We start from the raw sequence: 15,513 nt of genomic DNA, 5'->3' as shown, positions 1-15,513 counted from the left end.
GCGGCTCAGATGGTGATAGCGATCTTGCCGGCGACCTGGCCGGTGGTGAGGTAGGCCAAGGCGTCGGGCGTCCGGGCGAGGGGGTAGGTGCGGTCGAGAGCCGGGGTGAGGGCGCCGGAGTCGATGAGGCCGGTCAGGGTTTCCAGGTCGGCGGCGGACTCGGTGGACATGAGGCCGGTCAGGCGCTGGCCGACGAAGAGCGACAGCAGCATCGCCCGGATCTGGCGGTCGGCGCCCTGGAGCACGCGCCCGCCTCCGGGCCCGCCCACGATGACGAGCGCGCCCCGGGGGGTGAGGACGCGGCGCAGCCGGCCCAGGCGGCGGTTGCCGGCCGTGTCGAGGATGAGGTCGTACCGGTCGGCGCCGGTGGTGAAGTCCTCGCGGGTGTGGTCGATGACGTGGTCGGCGCCGAGGGAGCGGACCACGTCGGTCTTCGCGGTGCGGCACACGCCGGTGACGTGGGCGCCGTCGGCCTTGGCGATCTGGACGGCGTAGCTGCCCACGCCGCCGCCCGCGCCGGTGATGAGGACCCGCTGCCCGGCGGCGAGCCGGCCGGCGTCGCGCAGCCCGTGGAGGGCGGCGCAGGCGGAGATGGGCACGGTGGCGGCCTGGGCGAAGCTGAGGGAGGCCGGTTTGGGGGCGAGCTTGTCCTGGTGGGCGCGGGCGTACTCGGCGTAGGCGCCGTCGCAGGTGCCGTAGACCTCGTCGCCGGGACGGAACCGGGTGACGTCGGCGCCGACGGCCGCGACGCGGCCGGCCACGTCCATGCCGGGGACGGGGTTCCTGGGCCGGCGCAGCCCGAAACCGGCGGCGCGCACCACGTAGGGCAGGCCGGTGACGACGTGCCACACGCCCTGGTCGACGCCGGCGGCCTCGACGCGGACGAGCACGTCGCCGGCGCCGACGGCCGGGACGTCCATGTCACGCAGCTGGAGCTGCGCCGGTGCGCAGTAGGCGTCGCGGGCGATCGCGGTCATCGTCTTCTTCGTCATGGTCGTCTCGATCCTGGCCGGGGTGGTCATGGGGTGTGGTTACTCCTGGGAGTCCGGGTACTGGAAGACGTCGTCGAGCGGCACCCCGAACACCCGGGCGATCTGGAACGCCACCTCCAGCGACGGCGAGTAGCGGCCCTGCTCGATGGCGATGACGGTCTGCCTGGTGACCCCGATGCGGTCGGCCAGCTGTGCCTGCGTCATCTCGCCGTGCGCGAACCGCAGGGCCCGGATCGAGTTCGTGACCTTCGTGGGCTTGACCATGGTCAGAAGCCCCGGCGGTACAGGACGATCTTCACGGCCGAGGAGACGACGGTGGCCAGGACGAACGCCAGGTACAGCGCGTTGGCGATCCAGAAGTGGGCGGCCTCCGCCATGGCCAGGGCCATGGGCACGAGTGCCGCGATGCTCATGACGTAGAAGCCGACGTAATCGCCCAGCCGGTTGATCTGCCGGTCACGCTCGTCGGTCCGGCCGGCCTCCTTCGGCGAGGCGACGGCGGCCGCGATATTGGCGACGATGCCCAGGCCGATCCCGGCGGCGATCGCGATGAGCATCGGCCGCACGTAGGCGATCCGCGCGACGTCCGCTCCCGGCACCTGCGACAGGACGACGACGAAGTAGACCGCGTAGACGCCGACGCCCACCACGAGGTAGATCCACGAGCGTTTCTCTTCGGAGGACATGCCCTGCTCCCATGTAAAGAAATTTTTACAAGGTCAAAGGTAAAGCAGCGCAGACATGGTGTCAATAATCTTTAACACGAGGCGGCATGCCGAAGCCGGGTGCCGGCCGAGCCGGCACCCGGCTTTCTAGGCGTCCAGGCGCCGGAGCACCGCCTCCTCGTCCCAGATCTCGCCGTACTTGGCGCCGATGTCGAACAGGTTCGCCTCGTGCGGCCCCGGGTCCCGGTCGCCGACCGCCTGGCGGACCACGACCGGGACGAAGCCGTGCTGCACCGCGTCCACGGCGCTGGCCCGTACGCACCCGCTGGTGGACACCCCGGCGATGAGCAGCGTGTCCACCCGCAGCGAGGTCAGCGTGGAGGCGAGGGTGGTGCCGAAGAACGCGCTCGCGTACTGCTTGACGATCACCACCTCGCCGTCGGCGGGCGCCACCTCCGGCATCAGCTCGCCCAGCGGGCCGGCCAGGTGCCGCAGCGGCGGCACCTTCCGGTAGAACAGCCCGCCGTCGAGACCGCCCGCGCCGAACGCGACCCGGGTGTGGACCACCGGCACGCCGGCCGCGCGGGCCGCCGACAGCACCCGGGCGGCGCTGTCGAGGCAGTCGCGCGACCCCATGTAGAGATCCGCCCCGGGCTCGAAGTAGGCCCGCATCAGGTCGATGAGGATGAGCGCGGGACGCTCCCCGAACGGGAGCGTCCCGTCGAACGGGTTCACGCCCTGGCCGGGGGCCGGGGGGCGGGCAGGCCGGTCTCCTCCTCGCACCTGGCCAGGATCTCCGCCATCGGCGGGCCCATGTCGAACACCTTGAGCTCCGGCCTGGTGCCCTCCAGCTCCGCCCGCAGGTCGCGGGTGGCCGCCTCGTCCACCGTGCCGTCGGCCGCGCAGACCACCCCGTACCGGCGGGCGCCGCCGGCCGTCAGCAGGCCGCGCCGTACCTCCAGCCCGACCAGGGCGGGGTCGCGGGCCAGCGGGTCGCCCCAGCCGCCGCCGCCCCAGGTGACGAAGTGCAGGACGTCGCCCGGCCGGACCGGCACGTCGTGCACCTTGCTCGGCAGGATCTCCTTGCCGCCGTCCGCCCGCTCGATCCACTTGCGGCCGCGCGCGCCCGGCTCGCCGCCGTTGACCCCCCACGGGTAGGTCAGCCAGCGGTCGTCGTGGATGGCGATGGTGCCCGGCTTCAGGAACCGGTACGCCACGTCCACGCCGTTGCCGCCCCGGTGCAGGCCCGCTCCCCCGGTGTCGGCGACGGTCTCCCAGCGTTCGATACGCAGCGGGTAGTACGACTCCAGGAACTCGCACGGGATGTTGGTGAACGACGGCCACAGCGAGTGCCCGTCGGGGCCGTCGCCGATCGGCCTGCCGGGGATGCCGCCGAAGCCGATGGAGTACAGCTGGAACCCCTCGCCCGCGTACATGAAGTGGGGTGAGGAGGAGAAGCCGGCCGCGTTCAGCAGGTCGGGCGTCTTCTGCCCGAGCAGCCCGCCGAACAGGTCGAAGATGCGGCCGATGCCGTGGTTGCGGGCGTTGAGCGCGGCCGGATACTCCGGCTTCCAGAAGCTCTTCTCCGGGATCCGCACGTCGACCAGCGGGTAGAAGCCATCGTTCCAGAGGATCTGCGGGTCGGCCACCGTGATGAGGTAGATCCCGAAGAACATCCGGGCGAGGTTCTCGTTCAGGTAGTAATTGATCGGCCCCTCGGCCTGCTCGGAGCTGCCGGTGAAGTCGAGCAGCACCTTGTCGCCGGTCCGCGTCAGCGACAGCGACAGCTCGTACGGGCCGTTGCCGACGCCGTCGTCGCAGATGTAGTCCTTGAAGGTGAGCGTCTCACCGTCCTCGAACAGCGTGGTGAGCAGGACGCGCATCGCGTCGTGGTTGCGCTGGAGCAGCGCCCGCAGGGCCGAGGTGTAGGTGTCCGCGCCGAAACGGGCGCACAGCTCCTGGATCCGGCGCCCGGCGGTGCGGCAGGCCGCCACGATGCCGTTGAGGTCGGCCCGGTTCCAGTCGGGCCTGCGCACCTGGTTGAGGATGATCCGCAGCGCGTCCTCGTTCAGCACGCCCTTGGAGTAGAGCTTGAAGGGCGGGATGACCACGCCCTCCTCGAAGATGGTGCGCGCGTCGGTGGGCATCGAGCAGGCGGTCTTGCCGCCGACGTCCGACATGTGGCCGAACATCGAGGCCCAGCCGACCACCCGCCCGTCCACGTACACCGGCATGACCACCAGCCAGTCGTTGGCGTGGCTGATCGCGCCGTCGCAGGAGTACGGGTCGGAGGTGAGCAGCACGTCGCCCTCCTCCACCGTCCCGTCGAACCGGTCGAGCAGGGCCGGGATCGACAGGCCGAACTGCCCGGCGACCATCCGCCCCTCGGCGTCGGCGATGAGCGGGAACTCGTCGTGCTGCTCGCGGATGCCCGGCGACAGGGCGGTGCGGAAGAGCACCTCGTCCATCTCGTAGCGGGCGTTGCGCAGCGCGTTCTCGATGATGTCGAGCGTGACGGGGTCGACCTCGGTCTCGGCCAGGGGTCCCGTCGCGGTCTGGATGATCTGGGCCATCATGCCTCCAGTGGCCGGATGAGCAGGCTGCCGCTCTCGTGCACGTCGGCCACGTGGCCGGGCAGGACGAGCGTGGTGGAGTCCATCTCGGTGACGATCGCGGGACCTTCGATCCGGTTGCCCGCGAGCAGGGTGCCGCGGTCGTAGATCGAGGCCTCGGCCCAGCCGCCGTCGATCCAGACCTCGTGCTTGTCGACCGGCTCGGCGGCGGGGCCGCCCTGGTCGAGGCGGACCGGCCGGACGTCGGGGCGCGGCCCGCTCACCGAGGCGCGGGCGCTGACGACCTCGTGCTCGTTGCTCAGCAGGAACGAGAACAGCCGCTCGTGCTCGGCGTCGAACGCCTTGCCCAGCGCCTCCAGCCCGGTGTCCAGGCCGAGGTCGATGGGGATCTCGAAGCCCTGGCCGTGGTAGCGCACGTCGACCTGGTACGTGACGGTCTGGTCGGCGCGGCCCACCCCCTCGGCCTCCAGCGTGGCGGCGGCCCGCTCGGCCAGCTCGGTCAGCATCTGCCGCAGCTCGTCGTCGGTGAGCTGGGAGAAACGCTTGATGCTGGTCCTGGACGCCTCGTCGCGCAGGCACGTGGTGGCGTCCCCGTACGCGCAGAGCACGCCGGGCGACGGCGGGATGATCACCGGCCACGAGCCGGTCAGCCGGCCCAGCGCGTTGGCGTGCAGCGGCCCGGCGCCGCCGAAGGCGACCAGCGCGAAGTCGCGCGGGTCGAAGCCCTGCTGGACGGAGACGAGGCGGAGCGCGCCGAACATGTTCTCGTTGACGATGTCGACGATGCCCTGCGCGGCGGCCTCGACCGACAGCCCCATCGCGTCCGCGACCTGGGCCACGGCCGCACGGGACCGTTCCCGGTCCAGCACGATCTCGCCGCCGGCCAGCCGCGACGGCAGGTAGCCGAGCACCACGTTGGCGTCGGTGACGGTGGGATCGGTGCCGCCCTTGCCGTAGGCGGCCGGTCCGGGCTCCGCGCCCGCCGACTGCGGGCCGACGCGCAGCGCCCGGGTCAGCTCGGGGACGTGCGCGACCGAGCCGCCGCCCGCGCCGACCGTCCGCACGTCGACCGAGGCCGAGCGGACGGTGAGGTCGCCGACCTTGGTCTCGCGGCCGACCCGCGGCCGGGCGTCCTGGACGAGCGCCACGTCGGTGGAGGTGCCGCCCATGTCGAAGGTGAGGAAGTCGGTGAATCCGGCCTGCTCGGCGACCCAGGTCGCGCCCGCGACCCCGCCCGCCGGGCCGGACAGCAGCATGTTGACCGGCGCCGCCTTGGCGCTCGCCTGGGAGGCCAGGCCGCCGTCGCTGCGCAGCGCGTACAGGTCCAGGCCCAGGTTGTCGAGGTACCTGGCCACCCTCGGCTGGACGTAGGCGTTGGCGACCGTGGTGACGGTCCGCTCGTACTCCCGCAGTTCGGGCAGCACCTCGGAGGAGATCGAGACGGGCACGCCCGGCAGCTCCTCGGCCGCCAGCTCGGCGATGCGGCGCTCGTGGCCGTCGAAGGCGAAGGAGTTGATCAGCGAGACGGCCAGCGCCTCCACGCCGCGCAGGGAGCGCAGCTTGGCCCGCAGGTCGTCCTCGTCCAGCGGCGTCACCACCGAGCCGTCGGCGGCGACCCGTTCGACGGCCTCGACGGTGTCCTCCAGCGCGGCCAGCGGCTCCGGCTTGGGCCAGATGATCCATCCGGCCAGGCCGCCGGGCACGAACGAGCGGGCGATCTGCAGCACCTGGCGGAAGCCCGCCGTGGTGACCAGGCCCACCCTGGCGCCCTTGCCCTCCAGGATGGCGTTGGTGGCGACGGTGGTGCCGTGCAGGATCTCCCCGATCTCGTCCGGGGAGACGTCCGCCACCGCGCACGCCTTCCGGATGCCGGCCAGGACACCGATCGACTGGTCATGGGGAGTGGACGGAGTCTTGGCGCGGTAGGTCTGCCCTGACTCCTGATCGATGAGAAGGATGTCGGTGAACGTCCCTCCGACGTCCACCCCGAGCCGGTAGCGCATGGGGGGTTCCTCGCTTCTAGATGATTCCGGCCGTGGAAAGGCCGGCGATCTCCTGGGGGGAGAGACCGAGCAGTCCTCCGTAGACCTCGTCGTTGTGCTGGCCGAGCGCGGGGCCCGCGCTGCGCACCCGGCCGGGGGTGCCCGACAGCTTCGGCACCACGTTCTGCATGGCCACCTCGCCGAAGTCCGGATGCGGCACCCGCACGATGGCCTCGCGGGCCTCGAAGTGCGGGTCGGCGAACATGTCCTGGGCCGTGTAGATCCGCCCGGCCGGCACGCCGCCGTCGTGCAGCAGGCGGAGCAGCTCGTCGGCCGGATACGTGACGGTCCAGGCCGAGATGAGCTCGTCCAGCTCGGCCATGTGCTCGCCCCGCGCGCCGTGGGTGGCGTACCGCTCGTCGTCCGACAGCTCCTTGGCGCCCATGACCTGGGCCAGCCGGGTGAAGACGCTGTCCTGGTTGGCGGCGATGAGGATCGCGTCGCCGTCCCGGGTGGGGTAGACGTTGCTGGGCGAGACGTTCGGCAGCACGGGGCCGGTGCGCTCGCGCTGGTAGCCGGCCTGCTGCCACTCCGGCAGCAGCGACTCCATCATCGCCAGCACCGCCTCGTAGATCGCCGAGTCGACCACCTGGCCGCGGCCGCTGCGCTCGCGCTCGTGCAGCGCCACCAGCGTGCCGACGCACGCGTGGGTGGCGGCCAGGGAGTCGCCGATCGAGATCCCGGCCCGCGACGGCGGCAGGCTGGGGTCGCCGGTGACGTAGCGGATGCCGCCCATGGCCTCGCCGATCGACCCGTAGCCGGCGCGCGGCGCGTACGGGCCGGTCTGCCCGAACCCGGTCACCCGCGTGATCACCAGCCGGGGGTTGACCGCGTGCAGCTCCTCCGGCGACATGCCCCAGCGCTCCAGCGTGCCGGGGCGGAAGTTCTCCAGCAGCACGTCCGCCTCGGCGACCAGCTTCCTGACCAGGTCCTGGCCCCGCGGGGTGCGCAGGTCGCAGGTGACCGACTTCTTGTTGCGCGCCACGACCGGCCACCACAGCGACTTGCCGTGCGGCTTCTCCCTGCCCCACTGCCGCATCGGGTCGCCGCGGCCCGGGTCCTCGACCTTGATCACTTCCGCGCCGAAGTCGCCGAGCAGCTGCCCGCAGAACGGCCCGGCCAGCAGCTGGCCGAGCTCGATGACCCGGACGTCGTCCAACGGGAGATGTGTCATGCCTGCTTCCTCGGCTTCCTAAGCTTCCTCGGGCCGAGCAGGGACGCACGGGCCGAGAACAGATGGGCCCGCATGACGGCCTCCGCCCATTCGGGGTCCCCGGCCCGTACGGCCGCCGCGATCTCGATGTGGTGGTTGACGCTGCGCCGCATCGCCTCCTCGTCGAAGGCGCTGTACGTGCGCAGCAGGACGGGCGAGTGGACCAGGGCGCTGATCGACTGGGCGAGCACGGTGCTGCCGCCCAGGCGCACCAGCTCCTGGTGGAACTCGGCGTTGAGCCGGTAGACCGCGTCGAGCTCCCGCCTGCCGGCGTGCTCGCCGAGCGACACGGCCACCTCGTGCAGCCGCTCGACGTCCTCATCGGTGGCGGTCGCGGCGGCCTGCCGCGCGGCCAGGCCCTCGATCCTGGCCCGCAGCTCAAAGATGGTCTCCAGGTCCGCCGCCGGATACTCGATGACCCTGGCGCCCTTGTTGGCCGTGACCTCGACCAGGCCCTCCGACTGCAGCTGGCGCAGCGCCTCACGGACGGGGGTGCGGCTCACCTGGAGCAGCTGGGCGAGCTCGACCTCGCCCAGCCGGTCGCCGGGCGCGTAACGGCCGCCGAGTATCAGGGACCGAAGATCATCAATGACGGACATGCATACATCCTCACGCCGAATTCCCCGATTATGAGGACTGCTGAGGAGAAATGGCAAGGTTTTGCATACATCTGGTTCAGTGGGCGTCGAGGAACACGGCGATGTCCGCGGCGACCTCCTCGGGGTGCTCGCCGTTGATCGCGTGCGAGGCCTCCGGGTAGACCTTCACCGTGCCGTTCCGCAGCACGCGCCCGGCGACCTCGCGGGAGACGCCGGGGTCGTGCATCACGGACTCACCGGCCAGGATCGCCAGCACCGGCATCGTCAGGCCGCTCAGCGCCCCTTCGGCGATGAGCGAGGGCTGCGGCAGGCGGAGCGTGTAGTTCTCCATCCCGGACTCGATCATGTCCGCCACCGGCACGTCCTCCACGGGAGCGCCGCCGGCGGTGTAGGAGTTGAACGAGTCGCGCCAGGACTTCGGCAGCCACGGCACGGACGCGGGGATGGCGCGGATCGCGGTGCCGGCCGGGATGCCCGAGAACGTGTACACGGGGTCGAGCAGGGTCAGCGTGGCGACGTGCCGCGGCCGGTGGACGGCGAGGTTGACGGCCGTCCAGCCGCCGATGGACAGCCCCACCAGGTGGAAGGACTCCTCCGGAAGCTGCGCGAGCACCTGGTCGAGCCAGGCCGCCTGGTCGGCGTCGGAGGTGATCGGCGCCTCCTGCACGCTCTTGCCCGGCTCGCCCAGCAGGTCGATGGTGTAGACGTCACCGATCTTGAGCAGGTGCGGCAGGTTGTCGGCCCACACCGGCGACGCGGACGCCCTGCCGGGCAGCAGCACCAGCGGCCCGGCCCGGCCGGAGGCGCCCTGGTAGCGGTGGACCCGCACGAACCCGAAGCCGGTGCGCACGTCGATCGTCTCGGCGGCCCGCGGCATGTCGGCCATCGCCCTGTCGTAGGCGGCCGTGAAGCGGGCGTGGCCCTCGGCGCTGTTCCAGTGTCCCACCGGTGACGGCTGGCGAAAGGCGAAGGCCAGGGCGACGGCCGCCACGGCGACCACGACACCCGCGATCTTCAATCTCCGGCGACGGCGCTTCGGCGGTGCCGTTCCGACGGTCTGCTCGGTCATCCTTCCCTCCCTGCTGAACAAGGGTCAATTTTTTGACCACACGGTCAGAGCATACGCGAGGGGCGGGTACGGTGGTGGCCATGGCAGGAAGGCGAACCGAGGACCGGCCGCTCAGCTTCATCGAGCAGGCGCGGCGCGACCAGCTCGTGGAGGTCACCATCGGCGTGGTGGCCGAGCACGGTCATGCCGCCGCCTCGCTGGCCCGGATCGCGGAGGCGGCGGGGATCACCAAGGGCGCGGTGCTCTACCACTTCGCCTCCAAGGACGCGGTCGTGGCGGCGGCCCACGCGCACGTGCTCGACGCGCTCGTGGCCGACATCGGGGCGGCGGTCGACGCCGCGCCGGCCGACGGGGCGCCGGCCGCGTACGTGCGGCGGATGGTCGGGCACCTGGCCGAGCGGCCGGACCACGCCCGGATGATCATCGAGGCGATGATCCACGACCACCGCCCCGACTCCTCGGCCCGCTGGAAGCCGCTCGCCACCCTCCTGGGTCATGCCCGCGAAGCCCGCGGTCTCGGCCCCGGGCCCGACCTGCGCACGATCGCGATCATCACCGGCGGCGCGATCGACGCGATCGTCGGCGAGCGCCTGCAGGACCCCGCCTATGACGCCGGGGCCGCGGCCGAAGCGCTCGTCACGATGCTGGAGTCGGCGGCCTTCGCCTGAGAGCGGACGCCCCTTTCGATCCTGGCTGAAAGGTCTCGCCGGGCTCCCGCGGCGATCCGTAGGTTCCCCTTGTCCGCGGCTCTCGCCGCGGACCGAAACGACTGGGGGAACGATGAAACGCACGCTGCGAGCCGCCGCGGGGGCCGGCTTGACCCTCGCGACGCTCCTCGTCGCGCCCGCGCCGGCCTCGGCGGGGTCCGACGTGAAGGTCCACACGCTTCCTGTCATGCAGTACCCGAAGTGGGGCCCGCCGAAGGCCCAGCTCCAGAACGTCCGCGTGACCTGGCGCAGGGACCGCGCCGACCGGCGGGTCTGGGTCACGGTCAGCGGCCGGCTCCGCGACTCCGGCCCCGGTGACGGCTACTGCGCCCGTTTCGGGCTGCACACGTCGATCAACAGCTGGAAGATCGAGGAAACGTCGACCAGGGAGTGCGACGGGGTGTGGCGATCCGCCTCCCTGGCCCTCGAGCCCGGCAGCGGGGGAATGGTCTTCCTGGATCTCTACACGAAGCCCGGGGCCGACAGGACTTCGACGCCGCTGCGGGACCCGTGGCGGACGGACCATCACCCGTACTGACCCTTACCGGGCCGCCGGGTCCCCCCGCAGGAGTGACTCGCCCGACGGGGTCAGCGTGTGCAGGACGGCTCCCCGATCCTGGACGTGCGGATCAGGCCGGCGTTGCGCAGCACGGTGGCGTGCTGGCTGGCGGAGGGGAGGGAGATCCCGACGCGCTCCGCCAGCGCCGTCGTGGTGGCCGGAACGCGCAGGGCGGCCAGGACCGCCGCCCGGGTGCGGCCCAGCAGCGGGCCGAGGGCGTCCGCTGAACCCGACGACTCCTCGCCGCGGCATATCGGGTACACGAGCACCGTGGAGTCGTCGGGCCGGTACGTCAGTACGGGCGACGGCGCGAAGTACGAGGGGATCAGCAGCAGCCCGCGCCCGCACAGCCGGACGTCGTACGTGTGAGCCGAAGGGATGTGCAGGACGGGCGGGTCCCAGCGCCACGTGACGCTGAGCGTGGCCAGCATGGCGTCGAGCCCGCCGCGGAGCATGGTTTCGAGGCGCACCGAGCGGCCGCCCGCACCGCCGGCCACATGGGCGCCAGCGACGAGGCGAAATAGGCGCGCAGGTCGGTCGTCAGCGTCCGCCGCCCGGCGGCCGACCCGGCGGCCAGCTCCCGTAGCCCCCGGCTCGGGTCGCGGGCGGACAACAGCCCTACTTCGGCGGCGATCCGGTCGGCGGGGATCTGGCCGATCCGCTCCACTGCGGCGGCGAAATCATGGCAGTCCGGCTGCAGCAGGAAGTCCGGCACGAAGCCGTCGGCGCGGACCAGCTCCATGATGACGCCCGACCGGGCCGGTAAGTCGCCGCGGGGCGGGCGTCGTGCGCCGGGCCGCCACCGGCCTCCGCCGCGGGCGCCGGACAGCAGCCGCACGCTGAGCGCCGTCTCGAACACGGCGTTCGGCTCGGGGGCGAAGGTGATCCTGCGCAGATCGGCTTCGGTGAACGTCAGTCTCAGCACGGGGGTTGATTTTCGCACGCCCGCGCGGGCCCCGGGCGTGCCGTCATCGCCGGGCCCGCCGTTCCCGGTAGGCGCGCTGGCGGCAGGCCCTGGAGCAGTACGCGCGCGGCCGGCCGGTCATGGCGCCCGGCAGAGGAGTGCCGCACACACCGCAGGTTTCGTCACACGTTTCGTCACCCACGAGCAGCTCGATGGAGTCCAGCAACCGAGCCAGGCCGAACTCGAAAGGGTCGGCCGGCTCGTCCCAGGCGCCCGCCTCCCACAGGGCGGTGACGACCGGGTAGGCGCTCAGGCGCTCGTAGAGCGAGTCCCGCGCGCCCCACCACTCCTCCTCCCCCACGCCGCTGGCCCGCTCGGCCGCGGCGACCTCGACCAGGCGCAACGCCTCGGCGTCCACGAACCTCCCCAGCAGGTCGGCGGCCGCGACCGTCCGGGCGGGGGCGAGGCCGGCGCCGGAGAGTATGCCGAGCAGGCGGTCGTAGACGGCGACGGCGTTCGGTCCGGGAAGGTGCCGGGTGCCCCGGATCTCCGCCAGCCACGGATGCCGCTTGCGCAGCTCCCAGCTCTGCCGCAGGCACCCCTCCAACTCCTCCCGCCAGCCGCCGGCCGCTCGGACGCCCACCCTCTCAGCGGCCTTCGCCGCAACGGTGTCTGCCTTCTCGGCGGACCTCGCCGGAACAGCGTCCGCTCCCTCGTCCGTCTCCTCCCCAGCGGCGCCCGTTCCACCGGCGCGCGACCGAGAGGACGGCGCAGCGGCGCTGGGGGTTGGGTCCGCGGCGTCTGGAGACGGCGCAGCGGCGCTGCGGGACAGCGCGGCAGCGCCTGGTGGCGGCGCGAAGGTGCCGAGGGGTGGCGCGGAGGTGGCGGGGGGTGGGAGTGCGCCGATGGCGGTGTCGCGCATGAGGTCGACGAGGTGGTCGCGGCTGGGGACGTGGCGGTAGAGGGACATCGTGGTGAAGCCGAGCCGCTCGGCCACCTTGCGCATGGACAGCCCCGACAGCCCTTCGGCGTCGGCCACCTCGATGCCCGCCCGCACGATCGCGTCCACGCTCAGCCCCTGCCGCGGATCGCCGTCCGCGTCCCGCCACAGCAATTCCACCGGATCTACGTACGCCATGGTTTATGGTATATACCTGTGTACGCCATAAACGACATCTTCGTGTCCCCCACCGGCGACGACGACGCCCCCGGCACCCTCGACCGGCCCTTCGCCACCATCCCCCGCGCACTTGAGGCCGCCAGGAAGGGCGGCGAGGCCGTCATCCACCTCAGGGCGGGCTCGTACCCGCCGTTCGAGCTCACCGACCAGGACCGCGACCTCACCCTCCAGCCCCACGACCAGGAGGAGGCCGTCATCAGCGGCGGCCGGACGATCACCGGCTGGACCTGGGAGGACGGCGTGTGGGCCGCCGACGCGGGCGACCTCGACACCCGCGGGCTGCACGTCGACGGCCGCAGGGCCGAGCGCGCGGGCATCGAAGGCTTCCCCGGCGACGCCACCCAGACCGTCACGGGTTACGTCACGTCCGAGCCGCTCACCTGGGAGAACCCGGCCGGCGTCGAGTTCGTCTACCGCGGCGTCTATCCCTGGACCGAGGCCAGATGCCCGGTCGCCGCCGTCACCGCCGGAGGCACCGAGGTCGTCATGGCGCAGCCCGCCTTCGGCTGGGCGCTCGACCTGTACAACTCGGCCTGGGACGGCCAGACCCAGTCAGGCCCCGGCCTGCCCACCAGGATCGAGAACGACCCGTCCTTCCTCACCGAGCCGGGCACGTTCGTCCTCGACCGCTCCCGCCGCAGGCTCCTGTACCGCGGCGAGCGGCCCGGAACGGCCGTCGCCGCGGAAGCCGGGACCGTGCTGCGCGCCACCGGAGCCAGGAACGTCACCGTGCGCGGCCTGACCTTCGCCGACACGACCTGGTCCAGGCCCGGCTCACCGGAGGGCTTCCTGCATTACCACAGCACCGGCTACTACGACGGCGGCCCCGTCGAGAAGGTCGTCGTGGTCGAGGACCAGGCGTGGGTCACCGTACCGGGAGAGTCGAAGAGCATCCCCGCCGCCGTCACCCTCGACGGCTGCGCGGATGTGACGTTCGAGCGGTGCCGGTTCACCCGGATGGGCGCCACCGCGCTCGGCCTGTCCGGCGGCTCCGGCCTGGCGGTGCGGGCCTGCGTCTTCGACGACCTCTCCGCCTCGGCCGTCTCCGTCGACGGCGGCGCGGGCGTCGTGATCGAGGACAACCTGATCGAACGCCCCGGCCTCGACTACCCCGGCTCCCCCGGCATCGCCGTGTCCGGCGCCACCGGGTGCACCATCGCGCACAACGAGATCACCGACGCCGCCCACTGCGGCATCGCCGCCGGGCCCGCGAACGGCACCCGGATCCTGCGCAACCTGGTCACCGGCGCGATGCGGGTGCTCGCCGACGGCGGCGGCGTCTACGTCTCCGGCCCGCAGGGCGCGAGCGCGGCCGACGCCGCGCTGATCAGCGGCAACGTCATCACCGACACCCGCACCCCGTACCACTTCGCCCTCTACACCGACTACGGCGCCGCCTGGGTGACGGTCGAGGGGAACGTCGTGGCGCGCGCCGACAACACCGCGGTCCTGCAGGTCTTCCCGCCCTTGGAGAACGTCACGTACCGGGGCAACTTCTGGGACGCCGACCCGGTCGGCAGCGACGCCGTCCCGCCGGGAGTGACGTACGAGGACAACACCACCCTCACCGGGGAGGCGCTGGAGGACGCCACCGCGCACATCCGGGCGCGGGCGGGCCGCCGCCTCGATCCGCCGGGGCCGCTGGAGGCTCCGGCGATCAGGCCCTAAGCTGATCCGATGCGCCTCGGGGTGAACGTTCCCAACTTCGGACCCGGCACCGATCCCGGCACGCTCGAACGCTGGGCGTTGACCGTCGAAGGGCTCGGCTACGACCTGCTCATGCTCTCCGACCACCTCGTGATCACCCCCGACGTGGCCGGACAGTACCCCGCGCCGTTCTACGAGCCGTTCACCACGCTGGCCTGGCTGGCGGGCGTCACGCGGCGGATCCGGCTCGGCACCACCGTGCTGGTGGTGCCGTACCGGCATCCCCTGCTGACCGCCCGCATGGCCGCCAACCTGCAGCAGCTCAGCGGCGGGCGGCTGGTGCTCGGCGTGGGCGTCGGCTGGGCGCGGCAGGAGTTCGACGCGCTCGGCGTGCCGTTCGGGCGGCGCGGCGCGCTCACCGACGAGTACGTCGAGGCGATGCGGGCGGCCTGGGCCGACGAGGGCGACTACGGGCCCGGCCGCATCCCGATCTGGGTCGGCGGCAACAGCGACGCCGCCCTGCGCCGGGCCGCCCGGCTCGGCGACGCCTGGCACCCGCTGCGCTTCCGGCTCCCCTGGCTGCGCGAGACGCTCGGCCGGGCGGAGGTGCCGGAGCTGGTGCCGCGCATCGCCCTCCGGATGACCGACACCCCCGTCACCGGCCCCGACCGGCTGGCCGGCGAGGGCACCCTCGACCAGATCATCGGCGACCTCGCCGAGCTGCGCGACCTCGGCGCCGCCACGGTCGTGCTCGACCCGTTCAACGGCGACCCCGCCGAGACCGCGCACCCCGAGACGGCCTGGCACGCGCTGGCCGCCGTCGCCGCCCGAAGGGAACTCCGGTGAACCACGACGACGAGCGCCGCCTGCGCAGGGCCATCGAGCTGGCCGCCTCCGCCCGCGACGCCGGCAACCCGCCGTTCGGGTCGCTGCTGGTGGGCCCCGACGGCACCGTGCTGGCCGAGGAGCGCAACACCACCGTCGCCGACCGCGACATCACCGCCCACCCGGAGCTGAAGCTGGCCCGCTGGGCCGCGCGCGAGCTCGACCCCGCCACCGCGGCCGGCACCACCATGTACACGAGCTGCCAGCCGTGCGGCATGTGCGCGGGCGCCATCGAGCGCTCCGGCCTCGGCCGCGTCGTGTTCGCCCTCTCCGGAGAGCAGCTCGACGCGATGAAGCCGGGCGGCGGCTTCCCGCCGGTGCCCCAGGAAGGCCCGGCGCTGCCGCAGGAGGCGCGGGCCCCGGTCGAGGGCTACTACAGCCCACATCCGTGATCACTGGCGGCCCGCTCACGGTCTCCATCCTCCACTTCGCCTGACGGCACGCTGACCGCTGCCGGAAAACGGGCCGGCCCGCTGTC

At 72.5% G+C, this 15,513-nt stretch carries 16 protein-coding genes; 5 read left to right on the top strand and 11 right to left on the bottom strand.

The window, feature by feature from the left end:
• Positions 1-5 precede the first annotated feature (5 nt).
• The 9 genes from ACIBF7_RS33305 to ACIBF7_RS33265 form a co-directional block, all read right to left on the bottom strand.
• Positions 6-1,022: an NAD(P)-dependent alcohol dehydrogenase gene (locus tag ACIBF7_RS33305; protein ID WP_397198899.1), complete on the bottom strand. Its 1,017-nt coding sequence runs from the start codon at positions 1,020-1,022 to the stop codon at positions 6-8.
• Between the two features lie 9 nt (positions 1,023-1,031).
• Complete coding sequence (locus ACIBF7_RS33300) at positions 1,032-1,256, bottom strand: helix-turn-helix transcriptional regulator (RefSeq protein WP_219546342.1); 225 nt, start codon at positions 1,254-1,256, stop codon at positions 1,032-1,034.
• A gap of 2 nt (positions 1,257-1,258) precedes the next feature.
• Positions 1,259-1,678, bottom strand: a complete 420-nt coding sequence (locus ACIBF7_RS33295) for a hypothetical protein (protein WP_364236069.1) — start codon at positions 1,676-1,678, stop codon at positions 1,259-1,261.
• Between the two features lie 126 nt (positions 1,679-1,804).
• Positions 1,805-2,392, bottom strand: a complete 588-nt coding sequence (locus ACIBF7_RS33290; protein ID WP_364236071.1) for an isochorismatase family protein — start codon at positions 2,390-2,392, stop codon at positions 1,805-1,807.
• The gene (locus tag ACIBF7_RS33285) at positions 2,389-4,233 is read right to left on the bottom strand and encodes a hydantoinase B/oxoprolinase family protein (protein ID WP_246640292.1); all 1,845 of its coding nucleotides are present in this window, start codon (positions 4,231-4,233) and stop codon (positions 2,389-2,391) included. Before ACIBF7_RS33285 ends, ACIBF7_RS33290 begins: the two co-directional genes overlap by 4 nt.
• Positions 4,230-6,233: a hydantoinase/oxoprolinase family protein gene (locus tag ACIBF7_RS33280; protein ID WP_364236074.1), complete on the bottom strand. Its 2,004-nt coding sequence runs from the start codon at positions 6,231-6,233 to the stop codon at positions 4,230-4,232. The genes ACIBF7_RS33285 and ACIBF7_RS33280 overlap by 4 nt, the downstream gene beginning before the upstream one ends.
• Before the next feature lie 16 nt (positions 6,234-6,249).
• Positions 6,250-7,446: a CaiB/BaiF CoA transferase family protein gene (locus tag ACIBF7_RS33275; protein ID WP_397198898.1), complete on the bottom strand. Its 1,197-nt coding sequence runs from the start codon at positions 7,444-7,446 to the stop codon at positions 6,250-6,252.
• On the bottom strand, positions 7,443-8,084 hold the full coding sequence (locus ACIBF7_RS33270; protein ID WP_397198897.1) for a GntR family transcriptional regulator: 642 nt from the start codon (positions 8,082-8,084) through the stop codon (positions 7,443-7,445). The genes ACIBF7_RS33275 and ACIBF7_RS33270 overlap by 4 nt, the downstream gene beginning before the upstream one ends.
• 76 nt (positions 8,085-8,160) lie before the next feature.
• Positions 8,161-9,153 (bottom strand): alpha/beta fold hydrolase, encoded by a 993-nt coding sequence (locus ACIBF7_RS33265; RefSeq protein WP_397198896.1) that lies wholly within the window; start codon positions 9,151-9,153, stop codon positions 8,161-8,163.
• Between the two features lie 80 nt (positions 9,154-9,233).
• On the opposite strand from ACIBF7_RS33265, the gene ACIBF7_RS33260 reads away from it, so the two are divergent.
• Both ACIBF7_RS33260 and ACIBF7_RS33255 read left to right on the top strand, forming a co-directional pair.
• The gene (locus ACIBF7_RS33260) at positions 9,234-9,821 is read left to right on the top strand and encodes a TetR/AcrR family transcriptional regulator (RefSeq protein WP_397198895.1); all 588 of its coding nucleotides are present in this window, start codon (positions 9,234-9,236) and stop codon (positions 9,819-9,821) included.
• A gap of 112 nt (positions 9,822-9,933) precedes the next feature.
• Entirely contained in the window at positions 9,934-10,398 is a 465-nt protein-coding gene (locus ACIBF7_RS33255; RefSeq protein WP_397198894.1) for a hypothetical protein, read from the top strand.
• 50 nt (positions 10,399-10,448) lie between these two features.
• Here ACIBF7_RS33255 and ACIBF7_RS33250 read toward each other — a convergent pair whose 3' ends face one another.
• A complete protein-coding gene (locus ACIBF7_RS33250) occupies positions 10,449-10,889 on the bottom strand; it encodes an ArsR/SmtB family transcription factor (RefSeq protein WP_397198893.1) in 441 nt (146 codons plus the stop codon).
• A gap of 498 nt (positions 10,890-11,387) precedes the next feature.
• Complete coding sequence (locus tag ACIBF7_RS33245; protein ID WP_397198892.1) at positions 11,388-12,461, bottom strand: TetR/AcrR family transcriptional regulator; 1,074 nt, start codon at positions 12,459-12,461, stop codon at positions 11,388-11,390.
• An 18-nt stretch (positions 12,462-12,479) separates the two neighbouring features.
• Here ACIBF7_RS33245 and ACIBF7_RS33240 point away from each other — a divergent pair, with 18 nt between their 5' ends.
• The 3 genes from ACIBF7_RS33240 to ACIBF7_RS33230 are packed head-to-tail and all read left to right on the top strand — an operon-like array spanning position 12,480 to position 15,427.
• On the top strand, positions 12,480-14,171 hold the full coding sequence (locus tag ACIBF7_RS33240) for a right-handed parallel beta-helix repeat-containing protein (protein WP_345483050.1): 1,692 nt from the start codon (positions 12,480-12,482) through the stop codon (positions 14,169-14,171).
• Positions 14,172-14,180: 9 nt separating this feature from the next.
• Positions 14,181-14,996: an LLM class flavin-dependent oxidoreductase gene (locus ACIBF7_RS33235; RefSeq protein ID WP_271280243.1), complete on the top strand. Its 816-nt coding sequence runs from the start codon at positions 14,181-14,183 to the stop codon at positions 14,994-14,996.
• The gene (locus tag ACIBF7_RS33230; protein ID WP_271280244.1) at positions 14,993-15,427 is read left to right on the top strand and encodes a nucleoside deaminase; all 435 of its coding nucleotides are present in this window, start codon (positions 14,993-14,995) and stop codon (positions 15,425-15,427) included. Before ACIBF7_RS33235 ends, ACIBF7_RS33230 begins: the two co-directional genes overlap by 4 nt.
• Positions 15,428-15,513 lie beyond the last annotated feature (86 nt).

Origin of the sequence: Nonomuraea sp. NPDC050478 (genome assembly GCF_044458265.1) — a bacterium.
In the GTDB taxonomy this organism is placed as follows: Bacteria; Actinomycetota; Actinomycetes; order Streptosporangiales; family Streptosporangiaceae; genus Nonomuraea; species Nonomuraea ferruginea.
The sequence above is the reverse complement of the archived record's forward strand: the minus strand, read 5'-3'. Positions and strand labels throughout refer to the sequence as shown.

Excerpts from the sequence above, each read along its gene's own strand:
- ACIBF7_RS33300 (WP_219546342.1), bottom strand. The coding sequence starts at position 1,256 with ATGGTCAAGCCCACGAAGGTCACGAACTCGATCCGGGCCCTGCGGTTC.
- ACIBF7_RS33270 (WP_397198897.1), bottom strand. The coding sequence starts at position 8,084 with ATGTCCGTCATTGATGATCTTCGGTCCCTGATACTCGGCGGCCGTTAC.
- ACIBF7_RS33235 (WP_271280243.1), top strand. The coding sequence starts at position 14,181 with ATGCGCCTCGGGGTGAACGTTCCCAACTTCGGACCCGGCACCGATCCC.
- ACIBF7_RS33260 (WP_397198895.1), top strand. The coding sequence starts at position 9,234 with ATGGCAGGAAGGCGAACCGAGGACCGGCCGCTCAGCTTCATCGAGCAG.
- ACIBF7_RS33305 (WP_397198899.1), bottom strand. The coding sequence starts at position 1,022 with ATGACCACCCCGGCCAGGATCGAGACGACCATGACGAAGAAGACGATG.
- ACIBF7_RS33280 (WP_364236074.1), bottom strand. The coding sequence starts at position 6,233 with ATGCGCTACCGGCTCGGGGTGGACGTCGGAGGGACGTTCACCGACATC.
- ACIBF7_RS33285 (WP_246640292.1), bottom strand. The coding sequence starts at position 4,233 with ATGATGGCCCAGATCATCCAGACCGCGACGGGACCCCTGGCCGAGACC.
- ACIBF7_RS33245 (WP_397198892.1), bottom strand. The coding sequence starts at position 12,461 with ATGGCGTACGTAGATCCGGTGGAATTGCTGTGGCGGGACGCGGACGGC.
- ACIBF7_RS33255 (WP_397198894.1), top strand. The coding sequence starts at position 9,934 with ATGAAACGCACGCTGCGAGCCGCCGCGGGGGCCGGCTTGACCCTCGCG.
- ACIBF7_RS33295 (WP_364236069.1), bottom strand. The coding sequence starts at position 1,678 with ATGTCCTCCGAAGAGAAACGCTCGTGGATCTACCTCGTGGTGGGCGTC.
- ACIBF7_RS33275 (WP_397198898.1), bottom strand. The coding sequence starts at position 7,446 with ATGACACATCTCCCGTTGGACGACGTCCGGGTCATCGAGCTCGGCCAG.
- ACIBF7_RS33265 (WP_397198896.1), bottom strand. The coding sequence starts at position 9,153 with ATGACCGAGCAGACCGTCGGAACGGCACCGCCGAAGCGCCGTCGCCGG.